Annotated in this window: 27 protein-coding genes; 19 read left to right on the top strand and 8 right to left on the bottom strand. The window is 38.4% G+C overall.

What is annotated here, in order from left to right; all coding sequences use genetic code 11:
- Nucleotides 1–23 precede the first annotated feature (23 nt).
- Both FR7_RS23045 and FR7_RS00415 read right to left on the bottom strand, forming a co-directional pair.
- Nucleotides 24–371, bottom strand: a complete 348-nt coding sequence (locus tag FR7_RS23045) for an ImmA/IrrE family metallo-endopeptidase (protein WP_255348788.1) — start codon at nt 369–371, stop codon at nt 24–26.
- Between the two features lie 98 nt (nt 372–469).
- Nucleotides 470–832, bottom strand: a complete 363-nt coding sequence (locus FR7_RS00415) for a helix-turn-helix domain-containing protein (protein ID WP_007935989.1) — start codon at nt 830–832, stop codon at nt 470–472.
- 147 nt (nt 833–979) lie between these two features.
- Between FR7_RS00415 and FR7_RS00410 the strand changes: the two genes are divergently transcribed.
- From FR7_RS00410 to FR7_RS23735, 6 genes are all read left to right on the top strand, one after another.
- Nucleotides 980–1189 (top strand): helix-turn-helix transcriptional regulator, encoded by a 210-nt coding sequence (locus FR7_RS00410; RefSeq protein ID WP_007935987.1) that lies wholly within the window; start codon nt 980–982, stop codon nt 1187–1189.
- A 362-nt stretch (nt 1190–1551) separates the two neighbouring features.
- Nucleotides 1552–2136, top strand: a complete 585-nt coding sequence (locus FR7_RS00405) for a tail fiber protein (RefSeq protein WP_007935986.1) — start codon at nt 1552–1554, stop codon at nt 2134–2136.
- A 460-nt stretch (nt 2137–2596) separates the two neighbouring features.
- Nucleotides 2597–3031, top strand: coding sequence for an acyl-CoA thioesterase (locus FR7_RS00400; protein WP_007935984.1), 435 nt, complete (start codon nt 2597–2599; stop codon nt 3029–3031).
- A gap of 53 nt (nt 3032–3084) precedes the next feature.
- Complete coding sequence (locus FR7_RS00395; protein WP_007935983.1) at nt 3085–3360, top strand: type II toxin-antitoxin system prevent-host-death family antitoxin; 276 nt, start codon at nt 3085–3087, stop codon at nt 3358–3360.
- Nucleotides 3344–3478, top strand: a complete 135-nt coding sequence (locus tag FR7_RS00390) for a hypothetical protein (RefSeq protein ID WP_007935981.1) — start codon at nt 3344–3346, stop codon at nt 3476–3478. The genes FR7_RS00395 and FR7_RS00390 overlap by 17 nt, the downstream gene beginning before the upstream one ends.
- A gap of 388 nt (nt 3479–3866) precedes the next feature.
- Complete coding sequence (locus tag FR7_RS23735; protein WP_007935979.1) at nt 3867–4025, top strand: hypothetical protein; 159 nt, start codon at nt 3867–3869, stop codon at nt 4023–4025.
- A 745-nt stretch (nt 4026–4770) separates the two neighbouring features.
- Here FR7_RS23735 and FR7_RS23730 read toward each other — a convergent pair.
- The 3 genes from FR7_RS23730 to FR7_RS00380 form a co-directional block, all read right to left on the bottom strand.
- A complete protein-coding gene (locus tag FR7_RS23730) occupies nt 4771–4941 on the bottom strand; it encodes a hypothetical protein (RefSeq protein WP_007935976.1) in 171 nt (56 codons plus the stop codon).
- Nucleotides 4942–5285: 344 nt separating this feature from the next.
- The gene (locus tag FR7_RS00385; RefSeq protein WP_007935973.1) at nt 5286–5552 is read right to left on the bottom strand and encodes a hypothetical protein; all 267 of its coding nucleotides are present in this window, start codon (nt 5550–5552) and stop codon (nt 5286–5288) included.
- A gap of 226 nt (nt 5553–5778) precedes the next feature.
- A complete protein-coding gene (locus FR7_RS00380) occupies nt 5779–6048 on the bottom strand; it encodes a hypothetical protein (protein ID WP_007935971.1) in 270 nt (89 codons plus the stop codon).
- A 208-nt stretch (nt 6049–6256) separates the two neighbouring features.
- On the opposite strand from FR7_RS00380, the gene FR7_RS00375 reads away from it, so the two are divergent.
- A complete protein-coding gene (locus tag FR7_RS00375) occupies nt 6257–6607 on the top strand; it encodes a hypothetical protein (protein WP_007935968.1) in 351 nt (116 codons plus the stop codon).
- Nucleotides 6608–6977: 370 nt separating this feature from the next.
- Nucleotides 6978–8264, top strand: coding sequence for a dicarboxylate/amino acid:cation symporter (locus FR7_RS00370; RefSeq protein ID WP_007935966.1), 1287 nt, complete (start codon nt 6978–6980; stop codon nt 8262–8264).
- A gap of 212 nt (nt 8265–8476) precedes the next feature.
- Here the strand turns inward: FR7_RS00370 and FR7_RS00365 are convergent, their stop codons facing one another.
- Complete coding sequence (locus FR7_RS00365; protein WP_007935964.1) at nt 8477–9358, bottom strand: LysR family transcriptional regulator; 882 nt, start codon at nt 9356–9358, stop codon at nt 8477–8479.
- 230 nt (nt 9359–9588) lie between these two features.
- Between FR7_RS00365 and FR7_RS00360 the strand changes: the two genes are divergently transcribed.
- The 6 genes from FR7_RS00360 to FR7_RS00335 all read left to right on the top strand — a co-directional run bounded on the left by FR7_RS00360 (nt 9589) and on the right by FR7_RS00335 (nt 13790).
- Complete coding sequence (locus tag FR7_RS00360) at nt 9589–10926, top strand: aspartate aminotransferase family protein (RefSeq protein ID WP_007935963.1); 1338 nt, start codon at nt 9589–9591, stop codon at nt 10924–10926.
- Between the two features lie 12 nt (nt 10927–10938).
- Nucleotides 10939–11754, top strand: a complete 816-nt coding sequence (locus FR7_RS00355) for a beta-keto acid cleavage family enzyme (RefSeq protein ID WP_007935961.1) — start codon at nt 10939–10941, stop codon at nt 11752–11754.
- A gap of 257 nt (nt 11755–12011) precedes the next feature.
- A complete protein-coding gene (locus FR7_RS00350) occupies nt 12012–12260 on the top strand; it encodes a hypothetical protein (RefSeq protein WP_007935960.1) in 249 nt (82 codons plus the stop codon).
- Complete coding sequence (locus FR7_RS00345) at nt 12261–12614, top strand: hypothetical protein (RefSeq protein WP_007935959.1); 354 nt, start codon at nt 12261–12263, stop codon at nt 12612–12614.
- Nucleotides 12607–13170, top strand: a complete 564-nt coding sequence (locus FR7_RS00340) for an N-acetylmuramoyl-L-alanine amidase family protein (protein WP_007935958.1) — start codon at nt 12607–12609, stop codon at nt 13168–13170. Before FR7_RS00345 ends, FR7_RS00340 begins: the two co-directional genes overlap by 8 nt.
- Entirely contained in the window at nt 13167–13790 is a 624-nt protein-coding gene (locus FR7_RS00335) for a hypothetical protein (protein WP_007935957.1), read from the top strand. The genes FR7_RS00340 and FR7_RS00335 overlap by 4 nt, the downstream gene beginning before the upstream one ends.
- A 496-nt stretch (nt 13791–14286) precedes the next feature.
- On the opposite strand, the gene FR7_RS00330 is transcribed toward FR7_RS00335, so the two are convergent.
- The gene (locus FR7_RS00330) at nt 14287–15174 is read right to left on the bottom strand and encodes a sugar phosphate isomerase/epimerase family protein (protein ID WP_007935956.1); all 888 of its coding nucleotides are present in this window, start codon (nt 15172–15174) and stop codon (nt 14287–14289) included.
- Nucleotides 15175–15780: 606 nt separating this feature from the next.
- On the opposite strand from FR7_RS00330, the gene FR7_RS00325 reads away from it, so the two are divergent.
- The 5 genes from FR7_RS00325 to FR7_RS00305 all read left to right on the top strand — a co-directional run bounded on the left by FR7_RS00325 (nt 15781) and on the right by FR7_RS00305 (nt 20478).
- Complete coding sequence (locus tag FR7_RS00325; RefSeq protein ID WP_007935955.1) at nt 15781–16704, top strand: sugar phosphate isomerase/epimerase family protein; 924 nt, start codon at nt 15781–15783, stop codon at nt 16702–16704.
- A gap of 21 nt (nt 16705–16725) precedes the next feature.
- Nucleotides 16726–17898 (top strand): Gfo/Idh/MocA family protein, encoded by a 1173-nt coding sequence (locus FR7_RS00320; protein ID WP_007935954.1) that lies wholly within the window; start codon nt 16726–16728, stop codon nt 17896–17898.
- Nucleotides 17899–18071: 173 nt separating this feature from the next.
- Entirely contained in the window at nt 18072–18476 is a 405-nt protein-coding gene (locus tag FR7_RS00315; RefSeq protein WP_007935953.1) for an MFS transporter, read from the top strand.
- On the top strand, nt 18470–19300 hold the full coding sequence (locus tag FR7_RS00310) for an MFS transporter (protein WP_237769476.1): 831 nt from the start codon (nt 18470–18472) through the stop codon (nt 19298–19300). Before FR7_RS00315 ends, FR7_RS00310 begins: the two co-directional genes overlap by 7 nt.
- Nucleotides 19301–19626: 326 nt before the next feature.
- A complete protein-coding gene (locus tag FR7_RS00305) occupies nt 19627–20478 on the top strand; it encodes an AraC family transcriptional regulator (RefSeq protein ID WP_237769475.1) in 852 nt (283 codons plus the stop codon).
- A 94-nt stretch (nt 20479–20572) separates the two neighbouring features.
- Here FR7_RS00305 and FR7_RS00300 read toward each other — a convergent pair whose 3' ends face one another.
- The gene (locus tag FR7_RS00300) at nt 20573–20914 is read right to left on the bottom strand and encodes a L,D-transpeptidase (RefSeq protein WP_007935950.1); all 342 of its coding nucleotides are present in this window, start codon (nt 20912–20914) and stop codon (nt 20573–20575) included.
- Between the last annotated feature and the right edge of the window lie 157 nt (nt 20915–21071).

Raw genomic sequence — 21071 nt, 5'->3', positions numbered from 1 at the left:
GTGCTGTGTCTTTTGCTACGTCGTCATATTTTATTGGCTCCGAAAAGTCGCATTCTAAAAGTGGCAAACTCTTCAGTAATAGTAAAGTGCTCTGCTATCTCCCAAGGTTCGTACAAACCACTGCCGATAACATCTAGGAGATCGTTTTCAGGCACTAGGTATTCTGCTGCCCAGCGCATGGCTTTGTACTCAATTTTGCTAATATGTAAGCGGTCACTATAATTGTAGAATTCTCGAGGGATATAATACCAGACGGTTGTAAAGTGATGCCCTAACTCTTCTGCTAAGATACAGCGGAGCAGGGACGTGTCATGAGGTAAGGAGTTGTCCAATCCAATGATTGGAGGTAAACATTGTTCTGTAAAATAAATACCTCGTATTGGTGCAAGAAAATTAAAGAATCAACTGCAATTGCTTCGTCTTCTGCAAATTGTAGCATAGTATCTGGCACGGTGTCACCTTCCGAATATTAAGTAGGTTTCTTACCATATTTCATCCGCATTAATTCTTTAAACTCTTCAATGCGTTCTATAGCCTCAGGAGGTAAGTCAGATATAAGATCGTCAGCTCGGTGTGCTGCATTTATCTCAATAGGTCTCTTAATATCTGTTTTACCAACAAGCCAATCAACAGATACATTCCATACAATTGCTATTTGGCGTAGCATATCAGGATTTGGAGAACCATTACCTGAGAGCCACCCAGTAAACTGACTTCTAGAGGCACCACATTTTTTAGCAAATTCTTCTTGAGTAATCTTAGGATTGCGATCTTTTTCAAGTTCAAATAAATCGGCAATACGATCTTTAAAAAAATTATTTTTAGCTATCAAAAAACGCCCTCCTTTGTTAATTCTGTTGATCTATGTTTATATAATAGCGGAATTTGTTTAGAAAATAGAATATTGTTTGAAAAATAGTTGATTGTCTATAAAATAAACATTATAATGTGTTTATAAAATAGATAAGGAGGTGATGAGGTGGCCAAAAGAATTGGACTTATCCTTGCTCGTGAAAAATTAGGTTATTCTAAAAAAACTGTTGCGAAAGAAGCTGGGATTGATAGGCAAAGATATGGACGAATAGAAAGTGGGGAAGCAGATAGAGTAGATGTTACTGAAGCATATAAGATTGCCAATTTTTTAGGGTGTGAACACCCCAAAGAAATTTTTCTAGATAATGATGGCTAGATCACATAATACGTAAGAATGGCGGGGCACCGGAGCATATGATAACGCACAATTAGCACACCCATACTGCAACCCTACGATTAAGAATTAACATGAAATATTATATATGACATCCGAGTGAATTGGAAAACTAGACATTTTTTGATTTTAGCTGTGATAAAATGATAGTAAGTTAAAAAAGATTGAAGTAACGCATCCTTCGGGGTGCTTTTCTTATGCCCTAAATAATTATATCTTCCCCGTTTATATGTCATTACCATAAGAATGTATATCAGTGAAAGCCGATATACAGGAAACACACAATTATAATAAGAGTTTCTTGATTCTATTGGTTTTACAAAAAGTTGAAAGGTTGTGCTTTAATGGGTAGAACAATAAATATCACAGACGAAATTATTGTAGTGTCTCATGGTGAAGAAGATACAGGTAAGATGGCTATGTTAGGGGCAAATGGTAAGTTTCACGTAAGTGTTATTCCAGAGATGCCCCTTGTATTTCCAACTGGTGCAATTCAATATTTCGCATTGCAATTAGCTCCTGAAGGCTGGTTAATTGCAGATGGCTCGGAAGTATCAAGAGAAAAATATAGTAGGCTTTTTGTGTCAATTGGAACGACATTTGGAAGCGGTAACGGAACTAATACATTTAGCTTACCTGATTTACGAGGAGAATTTATACGTGGCATCGATTGTGGTAGGGGTATTGATGTTGATCGACAACTTGGCAGTATGCAATCTGAAGAATTAAAAAGCCATGCTCATAATTTAAAAACATTTACTAGTTTACCAGGTAATGATGTTGTATTAAATGATGGTGATACAGTATGGAGTAAATCAATTGAGGCAAATCCCTCTCCATATAATGGTGTTGTTGCAAATACTTATCAGACAGGTGGCGCCGAAACTCGTCCCCGCAATGTAGCTTTATTAGCTTGTATTAAATATTAAACATTTAGGATTGGAAACACGGGGACAGGGATGTTGTTTTCAATAATGAAACACAGTCCCTGTCCCCTGTTTAGTCCCCGTGTTTATAAATCACGCCATTTCGAATATATAAAGAGTGATACTTTTGCTTCAGACGAATGGCCAGGGAAATTGAGACACTTTGGAGTTTGTTGTGGATGGGAAATTATCGATATTATCTCCACTGATGAAACCAAGGTTAAAATGCTGGACGAGTCACAAGAAGAGTTTTTAACCATGACGTTAATACTAAGTTTGACTTAATTCATGAAAAGAATCTGTTTCCCCTTTTTTGCACTATTTCTCTCAAAATCCTGAGATGGATCATTCCGTCTCGGGATTTTTTCTTGCTGGGAAGAGGGAGGTTTATGGTATAATAAATGTATGGTGCTAGCTGAGAAACAGCGAGCAGTAGAGTGGAACATAAGACAGGAGGAAAAATATGAAAAGTTACGAAACATCAAGATTAGTGACAGGTCAAGATATGAATCATCACGATACTTTATTTGCAGCCAGAATGGCTGAGTGGTTTACTGAAGCAACTTTTCTAGGGGCCTCCAACTTATATGGCAAATATGGTGAGACGGATCATTTAGTTGCAGTTGAAACTCATTCGATGAAATTCTTGCGACCTTCTTTTAATGGAGATATGATTAGATTTGTATCAACAGGAGTGAAAGCTGGAAAGACAAGTCTTACAGTTTATACGAAGGCTCTTAGAAACAATACAGAGATTAAACTTGCAGAGGGTTTTTCAACCTTTGTCTGCATCGATGGCAACAAGAAAAAAATACCTCACAACATCGTGCTTGATGAGCCAATAACAGAGGAAGAAAGAGAAATATTGGAAAAATTTAATAAACTACAAGCTAAATAGAAACACGGGGAGAGGAATGTTGTTTTCAATATTGAAACATAGTCCCTGTCCCCGTGTTCTCCACGGCAATTCGTAAGAACTACAATGAAATATCTGCGCTGTGTAAACGTTCGGGGGAGCCTGTTTATCTGACGAAGAATGGTGAGGGTGATCTTGTGGTTATGGATATTGAAGCTTTTGCAAGATGGGAAAGCATGTTACGACTGCGAGAAAATTTGCTTGCTGTTGAGGAAGGCAGGCTGAAAGGAAGGTCTGGTCACTCCATAGACGAAGTATCTACGATGATGAAAGCTGCTGTCCAGGAGGTTCTGGATGGGCAGCGAAAATAAAAGATATACGGTTGTTATTTCTGATGAAGCCACACATATGTTATGTTCTCATACCCGGTTTCTGGCACAGGTTAGTGAAACAGCAGCGTTGGGGCTTATTGATGCTTTTCAGCAATAGACTAGATCGTTAGAACAATTTCCTGAAAGGCGTCCGTGGTTGACTGACCCGATGATTTCTGAAGGGAAATATCGAAAACTTTTGCTTGAAAAAAAGTACCTTTTAGTTTATCAAATTAAAGAAAATACTGTGTATGTGGATGCAGTTTTGGATACACGGCAGGAGTATAGCTGGCTGTTATAAGTTAGATGTACAATAGAGTGTACTATATTTGCGGACCGATTCACATTATTACAAGATGCGTGAAACATGGGCACAGGGATATTGTTTTCAACAATGAAACATAGTCCCTGTCCCCGTGTTTTCTTCTTTTTCTCTTTGTCCGTATTCTATAATAACTGAATAGTTTTTAAAAACGCAGTAAACACTCTTACTAGGAGGTGCGAGTATGTCTGAACAGAAATCATCAGATGATGCTATTGCTAAAGCTGCGAAAAGGAATGTCTTCCCTAACATTACAACTGCCTATGCCGCATTGAATGCAAAAACCAGTATTAATTCTGATACCAGTAAGATTATAGTAGAAAATAATAAAAAAGCGCCCTAGCGGCGCTTTTCTCATTATAGTTGAACAGTCAGAGAAGTAGCTGTACAAGCTCCTAGCTAAGAGGGGGCTATCCTACAATTCGTGGAGCGTCAAGGGAAGATTATTTATCCACACAATGATATTTTGCTTCCTAACGAGTTCGGCATGGTGTGTGGCTTTTGTGTATTTTTTATTAGAGCTATACCAGTGTTCTTTTTAGTTTTTTTCAGAATCTGATTGTAAACTATCGGTACAGATAAATTTACAAAAATTTAAAAACATTGACTATATAGTCATGATATGTTTAATTTAAACGAAATATTTTAAGGGAGGATTGCTGCGATGTCCTTTACTGATTTATTTAAAATCCACCGTACCGATGACCGAACTCCGATACCGATTCTTCTGTTAATGGTGCTCTTATTTGCATTATTCACATTTAAAATGTTTGATGGTTAAGCGGCTTTTTATTTTATCCCCAGACTTCGGTCTGGTTTTTTTATGAGTGAAAATAATTTACTACATCATTAAATTATGGCTCTAATAATTTATAATTGCAAGACAGGATATTGAAATTTCTAATTTAATCCCCGCCTTCTCAATCCTTGGTCCAAGGATTCGAACCCCTTCCAACTGCTCCAGTAAAAAATCGGCAGCGGAGTAGCCAGAAAGCAGAAAAGCTTACTAAGCGGGACGTGGTAAGTAAAACTTAAAGTTGAGAGGTAGTAATTAAAAAGGCCAGTCACTTGGCTGACCTTTTAGAGAATCACTTTACAGAATTATGTTCGAATACGTAGGATTCCGTAGTGCTTTTAGGACTTGTTTTATGAGACACTTCTTTTTCAATGTCTCCATTTTCTAGATCCTTTGCTAGACCCTTTTCAGTAGGCATTCTATAACGCGTATAGGAGCCATCTATTATCGTTTTTTCATCCATAAAATCACCTCCTAATACTAGTTTTCCCCTAGTTTTTTATTACATGTAAAGTATATTTAGCACAAAAGAAAAAGCCCTCTGAAAGAGAGCTAAGAGAAAAGAATATGGAGAGATTTAGCGACTAGGGAAGTCGCTAACAATAGTATGCCCCATAAGTAGGATTTATACACATCAGAACTAAAACAGATGCAGATTAACCTATTTGCACCAGTATAACTCAAACGCTGTGACTTAAACTACCGGAAAGATACTGCAGATAAGATGGCAAGGAGTTATCCAAATCATCAGTATGCAACAATAGAGGACATGTTTGGTAGTTATATGTATGCTGATTACGGAAAAGTTTAATCGGGATAATGGTTATTAATCTTATTTTCTAGTTCGGCCAGTTTTTTCTTTAGTTGGTTAATTTCATCAGTGATATCCGGTTCATTACGGTTATCTAAAGCTTCCTGCTGAGAAGCAGTAATTAATAAAATACAGCCGATACCAACAAGGAAATTCCCCAAAACATTCTCTTTATCTTTATCGTCGAGAATTGCAATAAGTAGAAGACCGATTGCCGCTCCTATTATGGCTAGTGCAAATGCGTTTGTACTCCAAAAGCTCATAGCGTTTCACCTCTACAAGCAGTATATGCAAGTATTGATTTTGTGAGATGGTAGGATATTAAAAATGATTCATATATTAAAATAATAGGTATTTATTAGAGCGTAAAGGCGGGATGAGTTATTTCGATAACTTATTTAATTGTAACCCTTTATGAAATTGATAGAATATCCAAAATAAGATCCAATCAGATAGATAAGAATGCCAACCCATAGCAGTTGATGAAAATTATGGTGTGGTACTGATGGTTATACTGCCAGCATTATTTGTAATAAATATATCTAAAACATCCTTAAGGTCATCTGGTAAACCTATGTTATGGCGTATACCTACATCGTTCAGAGCAGTTTGAAGTGCTGCTCGAAAAGCAGGAGTTAATATTATAGATGGGTCAGGAGAAATTATTGCACTTAGGTTTCTATACAGAAAAACCTCTATTGCATCGACAACGTCTGGACCGAGATCAATTATTGATTGCTGTAATAAATCATTTTCCATAAACGCACCTCTAATTAACGTATAATATCTAACATATGATGATCGAGCAGCTACGGTGAATATGCAGTGGAACGGCGGTTTGGAGTATTAAATCAAGAAAGAATAATTGTTAAGGTATTATATAGTTGTTGCGGTAGGGCAAGTATAAAGGGTAATCGTACCTTCTTGCAGAATAGCTTATATATAGCCAAGACATATAGGAGGTATTATGAGACGTATAGCCGCAATTCTATTCTTAATAGTTTTAATGGGAACGTTTGCAACAGGATGTGGGAATATCACAGGAAATGAATTTGTCGGCAAATGGGTAAATAATGATAGGACCGCAGAATCCATCGAAATTAAGCGGAATGGAGAGAGTTTTAGTGTAATTCGAAGTACTCCTACTTTAGTCGATAAAGTCGTTAAAAATGGAGAAAAGAAAACGACAGAACATCCTGGGATTTTTAAAGATGGTGTCCTGACTGTAAATACAGGATCAGAATCAATTACTATATCTCACGTAAAAGATGGCGATTATTTGCTAATGAGTGGACATAAATTTATAAGACAAAAATAGTTCGAGGGTTCAAATCCTTTACCCGCTTCAGTAAATTAGAAGCCTTCCGGCATTTCGTCGGAAGGCTTTTTTGGATGATTCATCATCATGAATGATGATCGTAATCATGAATGGTGATTTTTAATAATGATATGCACATGCTATACTGTGACCAAGGAAAAAATCATACTTATGATTGCTGAACAGGTAAATGCAATCGTAAATGTTTAGCAGTCAAAGAAGACTCTTTTCATTCAATTGAAATGAGTCTTCTTTTTTTTTATTAGTTATTTACCAAAAGTGACAGAATGCTGCTGTTGGGAGGTGATTTACGCTTCATTGTGCTAACGAGTTGGGTGTTGCAAAATTTAATTGTGGGAGGAATTTGAAGATGGATAGTATACAACTTCAAGAGGCGATTAAGGCGAAAAATGAGATGGGCTTTTTCGATAAGCTGGAGGCCAAAGTTCCTTTGTGGCAGCAAATGATAGTCGGCCTTATCGTAGGCGTAGTGGTGGGAAGTTTGTGGCCTGATTTCGGCAAGACTCTAGCACCCGTAGGCACTGCATTTATCAAGTCCATTAAGATGATTATCATTCCTTTGGTGTTTTCATCAGTCGTCATGGGCATTTATCATATGGCTAGTGACATGAAACAGCTAGGGAAAATGGCAGCTGTTACTTTCGCATGGTTTTACTTTGCTACAGGTATGGCTTCACTGTTAGGTATTGCGCTTAACCAAGTCTTTCATCCGGGGCTCGGAGTTGCTATGACCGCCACTGGCGTTATCCCCCAAGACTTGGCAAAATCAATTGATTGGGTGAAGTTTTTTCTGGACCTAATTCCTGAGAACGTATTGGCAACTGCTGCCGCTGGAAAAATTCTGCCCTTTCTAACGTTCTGTATTGCATTTGGAGTGGCGCTTGGGACGATGAAGGAAAAAGCTAAGCCAATTATCGATATATTGGAAACCTTATTCGAAGCCACGATAAAAATTGTTAACGGCATCTTACGTGTGACCCCGGTGGCAGTGGCAGGTATTATGGCCTGGGTTTTTGCATCACAGGGCATGGCAATGATTATTGCGCTATCCAAGTTAATCCTTACCTTATATGTTGGTCTATTTGTATTCGGACTTATATTTTTGGCTTTAGTTGCCATGTTAGGATACAAGCCGATAAAGATGGTGAAAACCATAGCCGATGCTTTACTTCTGGGATTTGCTACCTGCTCCTCCGAACCGGCGCTGCCAGTTCTGTATAAAGCACTTGAAAAAATGGGTATACCGACGAAGATACCCGCGTTTTGCCTGCCTCTTGGGTACACCTTTAACCTTGACGGATCTGCTTTATATCAGTCACTGGCAATTTGTTTCATCGCCGATGCTTATGGTCTGCATCTTTCCATGGGGGCGCTTGCGACCATTCTGCTGACTACTTTGATTGCAAATAAAGGAACAGCTAACGTTCCATCAGCATCACTTGTTGTAATGGCCGTTATATTGACTACCATAGGGCTGCCAGCCGAAGCGATCGCTATTCTAGCTGGCGTGGATCGCCTCATGGATATGGGGCGTACGGTTGTTAATGTATTTGGCAATACCTTTGTTGCTCTGCTTCTGAACCGTTTCTTTGGAAACCCTGATGCTCCTAGACAATTTAACGAGATGCAGGCTTAACGTAACTAGAACAAGTTACGAGGAGAAGTAAACCTATTTTCAGCACAAAACGGATGGTAAGGAGCTCTGGAGTACGGATTTGCCGTAAGAGCTCTCTTCATCCGCTCTGCTATAGAAACAATGGAATGCAGCTGACCTTGATGAATGATTAATCCCGGGTGCAGTATCGTGAAGTAATAATATCTTTATACTGCTCTAACCGGTTTATATATTTATTGCTTCATAGAGCCACATAGTTCTAAAAAAGCACGCATTGCTGGCGTCAGCCATTTTTCATGGTGGTAAATTAGTTGAGTTTTTACGTCAATCTTAGGTCCGGTCCAGTCCAACTCGACAAGTTTACCTCGTTCTAAATCATCTTGAACAGCAATTTTGGGTAAGATGGCAGCGCCTAAACCGCAGATGGTACATTGTCGTATGGCACCAATGCTGGAAAGTTCCATAAGTGCTCCAGGTTTAACATGCTTTTCTTTAAACAAAGAGAGGACCATAGGGCGATAGCCGCAGCCTGGTAATGTGATGATTAAACATTCATCGGTAAAATCATGAGGTTTAATATTTTTCTTATGTGCCAGAGGATGAAGCGGGCTTGCCACAACTGTCATTGCCTCATCATGCAGTGTTTGTACCACCATTTCCGCAGATTTTATTTTGTCGGTCAGTACCAGAGCGATATCAATAGTGTTGGCCTTGATTAATTCAAAAAAATGTTCACAGCTTTCCGTTTGAACTCGTATTTCAACCTGGGGATAGAGTTTGCGGTATTCAGTTAAGATTTGAGGAAGACGATAAACGCAGACGGTTTCAGCGGCACCAATGTTTAGGACGCCGCGAATGCCTTGAGGTACAAAATCATCTTTAGCTTTTTCATATAGATCTAATATACACTTGGCATGGTTTAGAAGTTTCTTACCGTCGCTTGTTAGCTGAATTCTCCGTCCTATCCGATCAAATAGTTTCACTTTTAGTTCCTCTTCGAGTTGACGAACTTGACCGGTAATGTTGGATTGCGCGTAACCTAGCTTCAAACCTGCTTTTGTGAAGTTAAGTGTTTGGGCGGCAACGTAAAATATCTGTAACTGGCGTAATTCCATACCCTTCATCTCCTCTTAACCATATAAAAAAGTGATCATGATCATATAAAACAATCGTTTTTCCTATTGATAATTATATGATATACTGTCGTCAAAAATAAGTCTATATGCTTTTTAAAAAAAGATAGGGGATCATTCTAATGAGATTCTCTTGCCCCAGTGCATTTTTCTGATAACCATGGAACGGGTGTAAAACAGAAATAAATATAAATAAAAGGGATGATAAGTAAATGAGTAATGTATTTTATCGTAATGTAAATAAAAACTATCTTGAGGTCGATCATGGTGAGGGGATTTATCTATATGATAAAGAAGGCAACAAGTATATTGATGCTTGTTCAGGAGCGGCTGTATCAAATTTAGGCCACGCTCATCTCCGGATTATTGATGCGATGGTGCAACAAGCAAAATCGGTAGCCTTTAGCCATTTATCACGCTGGACATCGACTCCCATTCAAGAATTGGCAGATTTAATAGCAAGCTTGGCTCCAGGTTCCTTGAGTAAGCTGTATTTGGTATCTGGCGGTTCAGAAGCAACTGAATCAGCACTAAAGATGGCACGGCAGTACTATATGGAGCGAGATGGAAAAACAGGAAAATATCGAATTATTTCCCGCTGGAAGAGTTTCCATGGAAATACCATTGGCTCCTTGTCCATGACAGGCGATAAAAGGCGTGGGAAATATACGCCGCTGCTTTTAAATTTTCCTCATATTGCGCCTGCATATTGTTATCGCTGTCCTTTTGGTAAAAGCCAGGACACCTGTAACGTGGATTGTGCTCTTGATTTGGAACGGACCCTTAAAATGGAGGGAGCGGATCATGTTGCCGCCTTTATTGCAGAATCAGTAGGCGGCGCAGCCTGTGGTGCGATTGTTCCTCATAAAGATTATTTTAAAATTATTCGAGAAATTTGTGATCATTATGATATTTTATTTATAGCTGATGAAGTAATGGCTGGTTTTGGCCGGACAGGATCGATGTTTAGTATTGAGGATTGGGGCGTTGTCCCGGATATGATTTGTGCTGCTAAAGGTATGAGTGCCGGATATTCTCCATTAGGCGCTGTCATTGCAAAAGAGGAAATTTACAATACCTTTAAACAAGGCTCTGGCGTATTTGTTCATGGTCACACCTATGGGGGAAATCCTTTATCAGCAGCGGTTGCATTGGCCGTAGTGAAAACATTGGTAGAAGATAAGATAGTAGAAAATTCTCGGATTGTTGGGGAGTATCTGCTGACACAATTAAAGGAAAAGTTATTGCCCTTTTCTTATGTGGGGGATGTACGGGGCAAGGGATTGATGCTTGGTGTGGAAATTGTAAAAGACAAAGTAACGAAAGAACCTTTCCCAGTTAAAATGGGAATGGCAGAAAAGCTTACCAGTACATTAATAAAGCATGGGGTGATTGTATATCCGGGTAACGGTAATGCGGATGGAGAAAATGGGGATCAGTTCCTTCTCGCGCCACCACTGATTATCACAAAGAACCAGGCCGATGAATTGATCGAAGGCATGGTAGCCGGATTTATTGAATTTGATAAAAATATTGGATCAATGAAATAAGAGGTGAGCAGAATGGAAAAACTAATTATCACAATCGCACCGACTGGTAATGTGCCAACGAAAAGTATGACGCCTCATGTTCCTGTGACGCCAGAGGAAATTGCTAACGATCTTGTCGCTTGTTATGAGAAGGGTGCTTCTGTAGCTCACATACATGCAAGAGACGGGGAGGGAGTCCCAACTTGTGATTTACAATATTTTGCGCAAACCGTTCGGTTACTGGATGAGGCGGGATGTCCTATTGTAAAACAAATATCCACTGGTGCACGAGGCGGAAAATCAGGAGAGGCCAGGGCAGAAGCATTAGTGTTAAATCCACTTTCTGCTAGTCTATCTTCCGGATCCTCTAATTTTCCCACGAGTATTAATGCCAATGAGCCAAAGCTTGTTGAATATCTGGCGAAAACCATGCTGGAAAGAAATATTAAACCGGAAATAGAAGTGTTTGATACGGCGATGATTAGCAATTCTATTCGTTTAGAGCAGGCGGGACTGATTAAGGAACCTTTGTTATTCAACTTTGTATTAGGAGTTAAAGGTTCTTTGCCGGCAACTCCTAAAAACCTCTTTTTTCTGTATGAAAGTTTACCGCATAATGCAGTTTGGAGCGTCTCCGTCATTGGTCCTCAACATGTCAATTTATCCGTAATGGCAATGGCACTGGGCGGACATGTGCGGGTAGGAATTGAGGATAACGTATATTATAGTAAAGGTGTATTGGCAACTAATGTTGCTTTGGTAGAGCGTATTGCTAATATTGCAAAGGCTATGGGGCGGGAAATCGCAACTCCAGAAGAGGTAAGAAGAATATGGGGTATAACAGAATAGCCTAATGAGTATCTTGTCATAGGAGATACCAAAGACGTAGTTAAGCCTTCCGGCGTTTAGTCGGAAGGCTTTTTACTTTGACCTCGTATCAAGAGAACCTTGTATTTAGCAGTGTAATGCAGTCTCTGTTTAGTTAAATTTAGTGCTTTTATACCTACCTCAATCTGGCGGTAATTGTACGGATAAAAAGAGAGGGGTTTAATTTATTTTAAATCTGGAATGTAGATAAATGAGAATTGATTTTTGGGGGTGGGGCATTGGAATTAAATCTTAGCAATACGGTACAGCTCATTACAATCATTAGTTTTACAGCAGGATTAATAAAATTTTTAATCGTTAAGCCTTTGCAAACAGCAATAACAGCACTAAAAGAGGCAATTACCGAAATGAAAGATATGCTTTTTCGGTTAGATCAAGATCAAAAGGGAATGGATAAAAGGCTTGTTGCTGTGGAAGAATCGGCAAAATCAGCCCATAAAAGATTAGATGGAATGGGGGTACATTAGATGATACCAACAAGTGACTTACAAATCATTTATGCAGCCTTTGGCATATTGCTGGCGGCTAATGTTTTGGCTATGGGGTTATTCGTATTGTTTGCGAAACTTCGGGATGGACGGCTAAAAGAATCGATTCGAAGTATCATCTTTGAGCTGGATCGATTTGCCGACAGCATGGAAAATAAGGATAAGCAAAGATTTGCAATCCAGCAAATAAGCGATATTTTAAGGTGGAGAAAATTTATGATCCCTGAGGCACTGATTGGCTGGGCAATTGACACAGAAGTGGCGGTAATAAGAAAGATGCAAAAGGCAGCAAATACACCAAATATACATGGGGAGGACAACATTAATGGCTAAAATATTTATTAATCCTGGGCATGCACCAGAGGGATATCCTGATCCAGGAGCAGTTGGACCATCTGGATTGCGCGAATCGGATGTTGCTGTCGATGTGGGTGTCATGGTCTGTGTTTATTTAAGGTCGGCTGGCAGTGAGGTTATTGTATATCAGTCGGACAGCTTGCCGGATATTTGCCATCGAGCCAATGCCTGGGGAGCAGATGCAGTAGTAAGTATCCATTGTAATTCCTTTTCAGCTCCTTCAGCCACTGGCATGGAGATCTGGACTAGTCGAGGGCAAACCAGAGCTGATAGTTTGGCCACGTATATCATGGCGCAAATGGCAGGGGAATTTCCCACGCTGCCGATCCGCGGTGATTGGTCAGACGGCGATGTGGATAAGGAAGCAGGATTGTATGTCCTCAATAATACCCATGCACCTGCAGTGCTGGTTGAGTTGGCTTTTATCTCAAATCCGGATGAAGAGGCTATTTTAGCAAGTCATGAGGGGAAGCGTATGTTTGCGGCAGCAATTGCTAGGGGTGTAACGGATTGGCAGGTGGCTGCGCAATGAGTGAGGAAATTGGCGCAGGAAAATACACTCTTAAAACTCTCGTAATCGTTGCTGTTATCTCCTTAATTACTGGCATCGTTACAGGATTAGCCATAGGGCACGTCTTAGCAGAAGGTGATAGGCAAGCCTTGGCGGTAGAAAAGAATAAGCCTCCTGCTATAAAGGAGACAGTCAAGACGGTTACAGATACAAAACTGCAGTATGTGCCAGGGCAAACGGTCTATTTACCAGGGGAAGTTAAAGAAGTCTTAGTAGAACCAGTGGCTAACGATACACCTGGTGCTATTCCTGCAAAGTTAGACGGTAAATTTGATATTGGCAAACAAAAATTTATCTATATGGTGAATGGCAAGGTAGGCAAGTTTGCTAAGACGGATGATGAGCAATTTGTCTTTGATAAAAATATGATCGATTTAAAACAGACCAGCACAATCACAATGAAAGCTGAGATACCGACGATTGATTTGACAAGGCACAACGTGATCACAGTCGGTGGGATGTTCATAAAAGGCAAGATTGAACCTGCCGCTGGCTACACTGGCAGTATTGGTAAAATTGGTGCTTATCAACTGGCAGGCAGTCAGTCGGCTGCTTATGTTGGTGCAGGGTTTAAGTTCTAAATAAGTCTTAAGGAAGGCTAGTCTTACCTTTGGCAGGGTGGGTACTTTTTATTTTTTGCGAAGGTTCTAATTTGAATCGATTAAGCGTATGATAAATCATTGATCGCCCTTGCGTTAACAAGGGCGATCGGGTAGAATAATGGGAGCGATTAGGTGAACAATTCGGCAATAATGCGTAGCAAGACTAGTAGTAGCCAGTCTGAGACGTTAAAAATGAAACGCTTCGTCTCTAGACGCATTAGAGTCACCTCCCATATTCGGTTTAAGGGCAGAGGCCGAAACTCTGCCCTTATAAAATATATGCGTTGTCATAGAAATTTAGAACAAAAAAGGAAAAAAAATCCATAAAATAAATTATAGAAACAATCAGAAGCTGCTGTCAGATTAAATCTGGTACTGGAATCTAACAAAGATTATCAACATTAAAACTGCCTTACTCGTAATTGAGTGAGGCAGTTTTTTTGTTGTATTACCTTTGAGATTGAAATAAAGTGATTTATTTCAGTAGAAGTTCCCGTTCAATTCTTTCCCTGGATTCAACAGCTTGAACAGCTATTTTTTCAGGATAGCCAAATAAAGATACACAAGCAATAGAGTCGCCGCCAACTTTAAATGTTCTGTTGGCAAAGTCCATTTTGCGAAGTTGTTCAAACATACCGCTGATATCGACTTCACCTTCGCCAAAGCCAAGATGTTGATGAATCGTTGCATTTACACCTGGAGGGTTAACGATATAACGACAGTCAATGGTGTGGTTCATTGTATCAGCGAATAATACGTGGGAGAGGTCGTTACCGGCGTATTCCATCATTTTTCTTACGTCGCCCTTGCCATTATCATAGAAAAATGTATGGGCGCCGCAATAAAGATATTTCAAGTTATCACTGCGGAGAGATTTTACTAAATCGGCAGTTTCGTTGTTGTTTTCGCAGAAATCGTAAGGATGGGATTGGATTTCAATGCGGATGCCTTCTCTTTCGATGATCGGAAGAAGTTCTTCCATCGATTTGTACCACATGCCTTCGCAAATTTCCGGTTGCTGAGGATCGCCAGAAAGCTCAGTATTGATAACTGATACGCCCATATCAACAGCGATTTCAATCATTCTTTTCCAATTTCTAACCGCCATTTGACGTTGTTCTTCAAATGGACCAGACCAACGATAAACAACAATAAATGAGGAGATTTCCACACCGGTTTCTTTTAAGGCTTTTTGATATTCAGCTTGGCATTCACAGCTGAATTTCGGATGTTTGTAAAAAGGGTTGATACGTGGATGTGGAGATTGCTCGATATATTTATATCCCCAATCTGCAACTTGGTGCACCATGTCATTAATACTCAGTTGTTTTGCTAATACATCAACATCAAACGCGATTTTCATAGAAAATACCCTCTCCTTTTTATTTTAAAATTATAAATCATAATATACCATTTATATAAAATTGATTATTTTAATTATATTATGATTATATTTTGGTTAATTATTGATTGTAAGTTATCATTTTATAAGAATATTGTCAATAGTTTTTTTATTGCTAGATTATTTACGAAAGAGGTCATTCGTTTAGAAAATAATGTTGCAAAGCAATGATATTTTCGATTAGCTCATCATCTAGAGTTGTGATTAATTGTTGAACTAACAGCAATTTCTATAACTGATATATGATCATGAGTTAACATTGATGTTACATAAAAATTATTAAATTTTATTTATGTTTCGGTGAAAACGCCATGGTATTTATAAAGATATTATCAAAATAAACATATAAAAGCAATTTATTATACTTTTACTAAATTGTTAAAAAAATAGGCTATGTAAAGGGCGGAATTAATGGATTATAAAAAGCAATTCAGTTTATTGAGATTATTTAGACAATTCAATATAATACAACTGGAAACTAAATTGCATTATAAACTGGTATAGCAAATAGTGATCGTTAACATGATTAGCATTGCTTTTCAAAAAAATATGGTAAGGAGAATTTAGATGAGTATAAAAATAGGAATTGGTCCATGTTGCTGGGGGGTAGATGATCCCAAGAATCCCCACCTTCCAAATTGGAGACTCGTATTAAAAGAAGCTGCGGAAGCAGGATATAAAGGTATTGAACTAGGTCCTTATGGATATTTGCCTTTGGACATTAGTGTAGTAAAGGAAGAACTTAAAAAAAATGATCTTACCGTAATTGTTGGAACTATATTTGATGACTTAGTTAGTCCGGAAAACAAGGATAATCTGTTGAAAATGACTGAAGATATATGTAAATTGATTAGGGCGTTACCACGAGCTTCTAAAGCTGAAAATCAACATTTCCAAACTCCGTACCTGACTATTATGGATTTTGGACATAAAGAGCGCAGCATGTTAGCTGGGCATTATGACAGAGCGCCTCGTTTATCTAAAGATAGATGGAATGGAATGATCGAAAATATAAAAGAAATTTCGAAAATAGCCTGGGAAAAATACGGAGTTCGGCCTGTCATACATCCCCATGCAGGAGGCTATATAGAATTTGAAGACGAAATTAAACAAGTTCTTGAAGATATTCCTTATGGTGTTGCTGGACTTTGCTTAGATACTGGACATCTGTATTATTCTGGGATGGATCCAGTAAGCTGGATCCGTGACAATGCAGAAAGATTAGATTATATTCATTTCAAAGATATAGATAAGGATATTTATAATAAGGTTATGGCGATGGAAATTGATTTCTTTGATGCTTGTGCTAAAGGTGTTATGTGCCCAATTGGTAAAGGAATTATAAATTATAGTGGTATAAATGCACTTTTAAAAGAAATCAATTATCAAGGCTGGATCACGATAGAGCAAGAAAGAGATCCAAGAAATTCAGGAACCAGTTTACAAGATGTATCACAAAGTCATAAATATTTAAAAAGCGTAGGTTATTAAATTAGCGAGGAGTTGTTTTTAATGATTAATGGAGAAAAACGTTTAAAAAGTCCAATTCGTTGGGCTATGATTGGAGGCGGTCGTGGCAGTCAAATTGGATATATTCATAGATCAGCAGCGTTACGAGATAATAGTTTTCAGCTGGTTGCAGGTGCCTTTGACATAGATGCTGATAGAGGCAGAGAGTTTGGAATTAATTTACGAGTAAGTGCACAGAGATGTTACCCGGATTATAAAACAATGTTTGAGGAAGAAAAAAAACGCGAGGATGGTATTGAAGCAGTATCGATTGCGACACCAAATGGAACTCATTTTAGCATCTGTAAAGCTGCACTAGAGGCAGGAATTCATGTTGTCTGTGAAAAACCGCTGTGTTTTACAGTAGAAGAGGCAACAATTATGAGGGAATTAGCCCAGAAGAATAAGTTGATTGTAGGGGTAACTTACGGATATTCTGGTCATCAGGTTATTCATCAAGCGAAAAAGATGATTGAAAATGGTGAATTAGGAGAAATTCGTATTGTGAATATGATGTTCGCCCATGGATTTCATTCCAGCGCTGTTGAGGAGGATAATCCTTCCACAAAATGGAGAGTAGACCCTAAGTTTGCAGGTCCAAGTTATGTCTTGGGAGATGTTGGAACTCATCCACTTTATTTATCTGAAGTAATGATGCCAAATATGAAAATAAAGAATCTAATGTGTACTAGACAAAGCTTTGTGAAAAGCCGTGCGCCATTGGAAGACAACGCATTTGTGATTATGAATTATGAGAATGGAGCGGTTGGAACAGTATGGGCTAGTGCAGTGAATTGTGGTTCCATGCATGGGCAGAAGGTTAGAGTAATCGGCTCCAAAGCAAGTCTTGAATGGTGGGATGAACAGCCAAACCAATTAAGATTTGAGATTCAAGGCAAACCAGCACAGATATTAGAAAGGGGGATGGATTATCTTTATGATGATGCACTTGCTGATGACCGGATAGGGGGCGGACATCCAGAGGGATTGTTTGAAGCATGGTCAAATTTGTATTGGCGATTTGCTGTGGCAATGGATGCTGCCAATAGAAACGATCGTGAATTCTTAAAGGATTTTTGGTACCCTGATATTAATGCTGGATTTGAGGGCGTTAGATGGATCGAAAATTGTGTTAGATCCGCGGACAATGGGTCTGTCTGGGTAGATTATGAATAAGAATTATTTTAGACAAAAAGTGTACCTGGTATAATAACATATTATAAATATTGCAGTTGAAACAATTCCCATAACAAAGCGGCTAATACGTGTACGTATTTCGAAAAATTTGCGTTTTTAAAAAACGAAAAATCGTAATATTCTAAAAATTTAGAACAGAGGGAGAAAATGCGATGAATGGATCGGTAAAGCAAGAGTCAGTTGATCCGAAAAAATATGTTATATTAATAGGTCTGGTGGCTACATTTGGCTCTTTACTATTTGGTTATGATACTGGTGTTGTTAACGGTGCCCTGCCTTTTATGGCATTGCCTGATCAGCTTAATTTGACACCGGTACTAGAAGGTGCGGTTGTTGGGGCCATTGCCTTGGGTGCTGCATTAGGGTGTCTTATTGGCGGACGGTTGGCTGATAGTCTTGGCAGACGGAAAAATCTATTATATCTGTCTATACTATTTTTCTTTGCTACCCTGGGGTGTACAGCAGCTCCAAGTGCTAACGTGATGATTGTTTGCCGCTTTTTTCTCGGCATAGTGTCTCAGCTCTGCCTGCTGTGGCCTTGTTTATTGGTATGCTGAAAACCGATGAAAGTCCTCGTTGGCTTGTAGCCAGAGGCCGGATAAGTGAAGCAATGAATGTATTACAAAAAACCCGTTCCACAAAAGAACAGGCTATAGCTGAACTCAATGAAATTCAAGGTTTACTGAGCGAAGAGAGCCATTGCAAGAAATTTGTGCTTAGTGACTTAAAGCAACCGTGGATACGCCGCCTGTTGATGCTTGGTATAGGATTATCGATTACGCAGCAGATAACCGGTGTAAATTCAATCATGTTTTATGGTTCACAAATACTGGTACAATCTGGTTTTAGCACACAGGCAGCTTTGATAGGCAATATTGGCAATGGCTTGATTTCTGTCCTTGGTGCTGGTTTAGGATTGTATATGGTAGGTAAAATAGGAAGGCGCTCGATGTTGACGGCTGGTTTAGTTGGGACAACATCATGTATGTTGGGGATTGCCATTATCTCTAATGTGATGAGTACTTCAGCGTTGTTGCCTTATCTCGTACTCTCTTTGACTGTAACTTTTTTAGCGTTCCAGCAAAGTTGTGTTTCGCCAATTACTTGGCTCATGTGTTCAGAAATATTCCCTTTACGTATGCGTGGCACCGGTATGGGGCTGTCCGTGTGTTTCCAATGGATAGGAAATTTTGCTGTAGGATTTAGCTTCCCGATACTGTTAAGTAAATTTGGTTTATCCTCAACGTTCTTTGTTTTTGTTGGTCTCGGTATATGCGCAATACTATTTATCCGATTATTCATGCCGGAAACCAAGGACAAAACGTTGGAACAATTGGAAGAGATGTTCCAGGAAAAGGCGGGGGAGACGTCAGTATTCTAGCCAATTCAAAAGATCTATTAAAAGAAAATCAGTACTTTTATACCAGTACTGATTTTCTTTTTTCTGTAATCATCTTACGTTCAAAATAGAATTATAGAAAGTATAAAGAAGAATTTTCTTGGCAATTTCATTTGAAAAGATTAGTATAATTTATAGGAATTATTGACCAGTATATTCGTTTGCAATATAACAATCATATCAACCACCAGGATATCCAGTTCCGGCTGAAAGTACAGTTATTTGCGTTTCCATGAGAAGTTGGTCTGTTTAGCTTCATTTGAAAAGAATACACTTTTTAGGAGATGATGATTATGATTCAGTGCTTTGTGAAGAACGACTATAAATCAATTTTTGAAAATAATCATATTCCCAAACTATTACATGTGTGTAAAGCTGAACAGGACGATAATCTGTTTCCAAGAATCATGCATATGCATCATGATATGGTGGAAGTTGTTCTGATCAAAGCGGGGTCTGGAACCTATACAATCGGAAACAGAAAGTATGAAACTCGAAAAGGTGATATCCTTATTTATAATAAAGGCGTGCTTCATGATGAGCGTTCTAATCCGAAAGCTACGATAAGTACCTATGTTTGTGGTTTTACCGATTTAAAGATAAGAGGATTAGAAAGGAATTTTCTGATTGGGAATGATGTCAGACCCATAATACATAGTGGTGATTATTTCAGCACGATTGAGAAGATCTTTGAAATTATGTATTCAGAAATCTTTTCAAATAAAAAGGGTGTTGAAGAAACTGGAAACTATCTTCTTTTAAGCCTTATAACAATATTAATTAGGTTAGTTGACTTATCTAAAGAAGAAATGACAGAAGAAGAATTTGAACTAGGAGAAAGAATAAAAAAATACATTGATGATAATTTTCTAAATAAATTAAGTATCAAATCTTTATCTAAGGATTTAGGAATAAGCCAGTATTATCTTATACATTCATTTAAGAAAAAAACAGGATATTCTCCGATGCAGTACATTATCAATCGAAAGATTGGTGAAGCACAGAACTTATTAATTAATACAAATTTCTCCGTAGCAAAAATAGCCGCCATGATAGGACATGACAATCCCAATTACTTTAATTTGATTTTTACTAAAACGATAGGCATGTCTCCAGGAAAGTATAGAAAACATCTTATTTCTGATTTTTCCTCTAAATAATCGTAATAAATTTGAGCATGCAGAGATGACAATGATCTTGCATGCTCAATTTCATTATGATCATTTCAAAAATTATGAACAATATTAGATATGACTATGGTATCATAATTACGGATGTGCCAATTTCGACTTTTTCAAATAACTCTTCAATATCCTGATTATACATTCGAACACAGCCGCCAGAGACATAACCTTCTACCGGACCATTCCATGAGCCATGCAGACATGTTTTATCAGACGATAGGACCAATCTTCGGGAGCCAAGGTCTACATCTGCTATCTTTTCAAATATCAGCTTTTCGATAATCTGATAATTTCCTGGCGGGGTAGGTGTAGCGGCTTTACCAATACCTACGGAATATTCTTTGATTAACCTATCATCTTCATAATAAGAAGCACGAAAAGTGGTAAGATTTACGGCAATATGCTTTTTCATTGGTTGCTCATCTCCTTCAAATTTATTCTATGCAAGAGTACATTTTTGGTTCAAGAAGAGAACATATAGAGGCAAGGGATCATTATCACAATCTAAATCATTGTCATTGTCACAAATCATTTTCCAAGGTGTAACACGTAGAATGAAGATTACTTTA

The sequence above is a fragment of the Pelosinus fermentans DSM 17108 genome (assembly GCF_000271485.2).
In the GTDB taxonomy this organism is placed as follows: Bacteria; Bacillota; Negativicutes; order DSM-13327; family DSM-13327; genus Pelosinus; species Pelosinus fermentans.
The sequence above is the reverse complement of the archived record's forward strand: the minus strand, read 5'-3'. Positions and strand labels throughout refer to the sequence as shown.

Excerpts from the sequence above, each read along its gene's own strand:
- FR7_RS23730 (WP_007935976.1), bottom strand. The coding sequence starts at position 4,941 with ATGGATGAAAAAACGATAATAGATGGCTCCTATACGCGTTATAGAATG.
- FR7_RS00335 (WP_007935957.1), top strand. The coding sequence starts at position 13,167 with ATGAGTGAGGAAATTGGCGCAGGAAAATACACTCTTAAAACTCTCGTA.
- FR7_RS00340 (WP_007935958.1), top strand. The coding sequence starts at position 12,607 with ATGGCTAAAATATTTATTAATCCTGGGCATGCACCAGAGGGATATCCT.
- FR7_RS00315 (WP_007935953.1), top strand. The coding sequence starts at position 18,072 with ATGAATGGATCGGTAAAGCAAGAGTCAGTTGATCCGAAAAAATATGTT.
- FR7_RS00330 (WP_007935956.1), bottom strand. The coding sequence starts at position 15,174 with ATGAAAATCGCGTTTGATGTTGATGTATTAGCAAAACAACTGAGTATT.
- FR7_RS00385 (WP_007935973.1), bottom strand. The coding sequence starts at position 5,552 with ATGAGCTTTTGGAGTACAAACGCATTTGCACTAGCCATAATAGGAGCG.
- FR7_RS00360 (WP_007935963.1), top strand. The coding sequence starts at position 9,589 with ATGAGTAATGTATTTTATCGTAATGTAAATAAAAACTATCTTGAGGTC.
- FR7_RS00405 (WP_007935986.1), top strand. The coding sequence starts at position 1,552 with ATGGGTAGAACAATAAATATCACAGACGAAATTATTGTAGTGTCTCAT.
- FR7_RS00310 (WP_237769476.1), top strand. The coding sequence starts at position 18,470 with ATGCTGAAAACCGATGAAAGTCCTCGTTGGCTTGTAGCCAGAGGCCGG.
- FR7_RS00380 (WP_007935971.1), bottom strand. The coding sequence starts at position 6,048 with ATGGAAAATGATTTATTACAGCAATCAATAATTGATCTCGGTCCAGAC.
- FR7_RS00355 (WP_007935961.1), top strand. The coding sequence starts at position 10,939 with ATGGAAAAACTAATTATCACAATCGCACCGACTGGTAATGTGCCAACG.
- FR7_RS00300 (WP_007935950.1), bottom strand. The coding sequence starts at position 20,914 with ATGAAAAAGCATATTGCCGTAAATCTTACCACTTTTCGTGCTTCTTAT.
- FR7_RS00320 (WP_007935954.1), top strand. The coding sequence starts at position 16,726 with ATGATTAATGGAGAAAAACGTTTAAAAAGTCCAATTCGTTGGGCTATG.
- FR7_RS00325 (WP_007935955.1), top strand. The coding sequence starts at position 15,781 with ATGAGTATAAAAATAGGAATTGGTCCATGTTGCTGGGGGGTAGATGAT.
- FR7_RS00390 (WP_007935981.1), top strand. The coding sequence starts at position 3,344 with ATGGGCAGCGAAAATAAAAGATATACGGTTGTTATTTCTGATGAAGCC.
- FR7_RS00370 (WP_007935966.1), top strand. The coding sequence starts at position 6,978 with ATGGATAGTATACAACTTCAAGAGGCGATTAAGGCGAAAAATGAGATG.
- FR7_RS00400 (WP_007935984.1), top strand. The coding sequence starts at position 2,597 with ATGAAAAGTTACGAAACATCAAGATTAGTGACAGGTCAAGATATGAAT.
- FR7_RS23735 (WP_007935979.1), top strand. The coding sequence starts at position 3,867 with ATGTCTGAACAGAAATCATCAGATGATGCTATTGCTAAAGCTGCGAAA.
- FR7_RS00345 (WP_007935959.1), top strand. The coding sequence starts at position 12,261 with ATGATACCAACAAGTGACTTACAAATCATTTATGCAGCCTTTGGCATA.
- FR7_RS00365 (WP_007935964.1), bottom strand. The coding sequence starts at position 9,358 with ATGGAATTACGCCAGTTACAGATATTTTACGTTGCCGCCCAAACACTT.
- FR7_RS00375 (WP_007935968.1), top strand. The coding sequence starts at position 6,257 with ATGAGACGTATAGCCGCAATTCTATTCTTAATAGTTTTAATGGGAACG.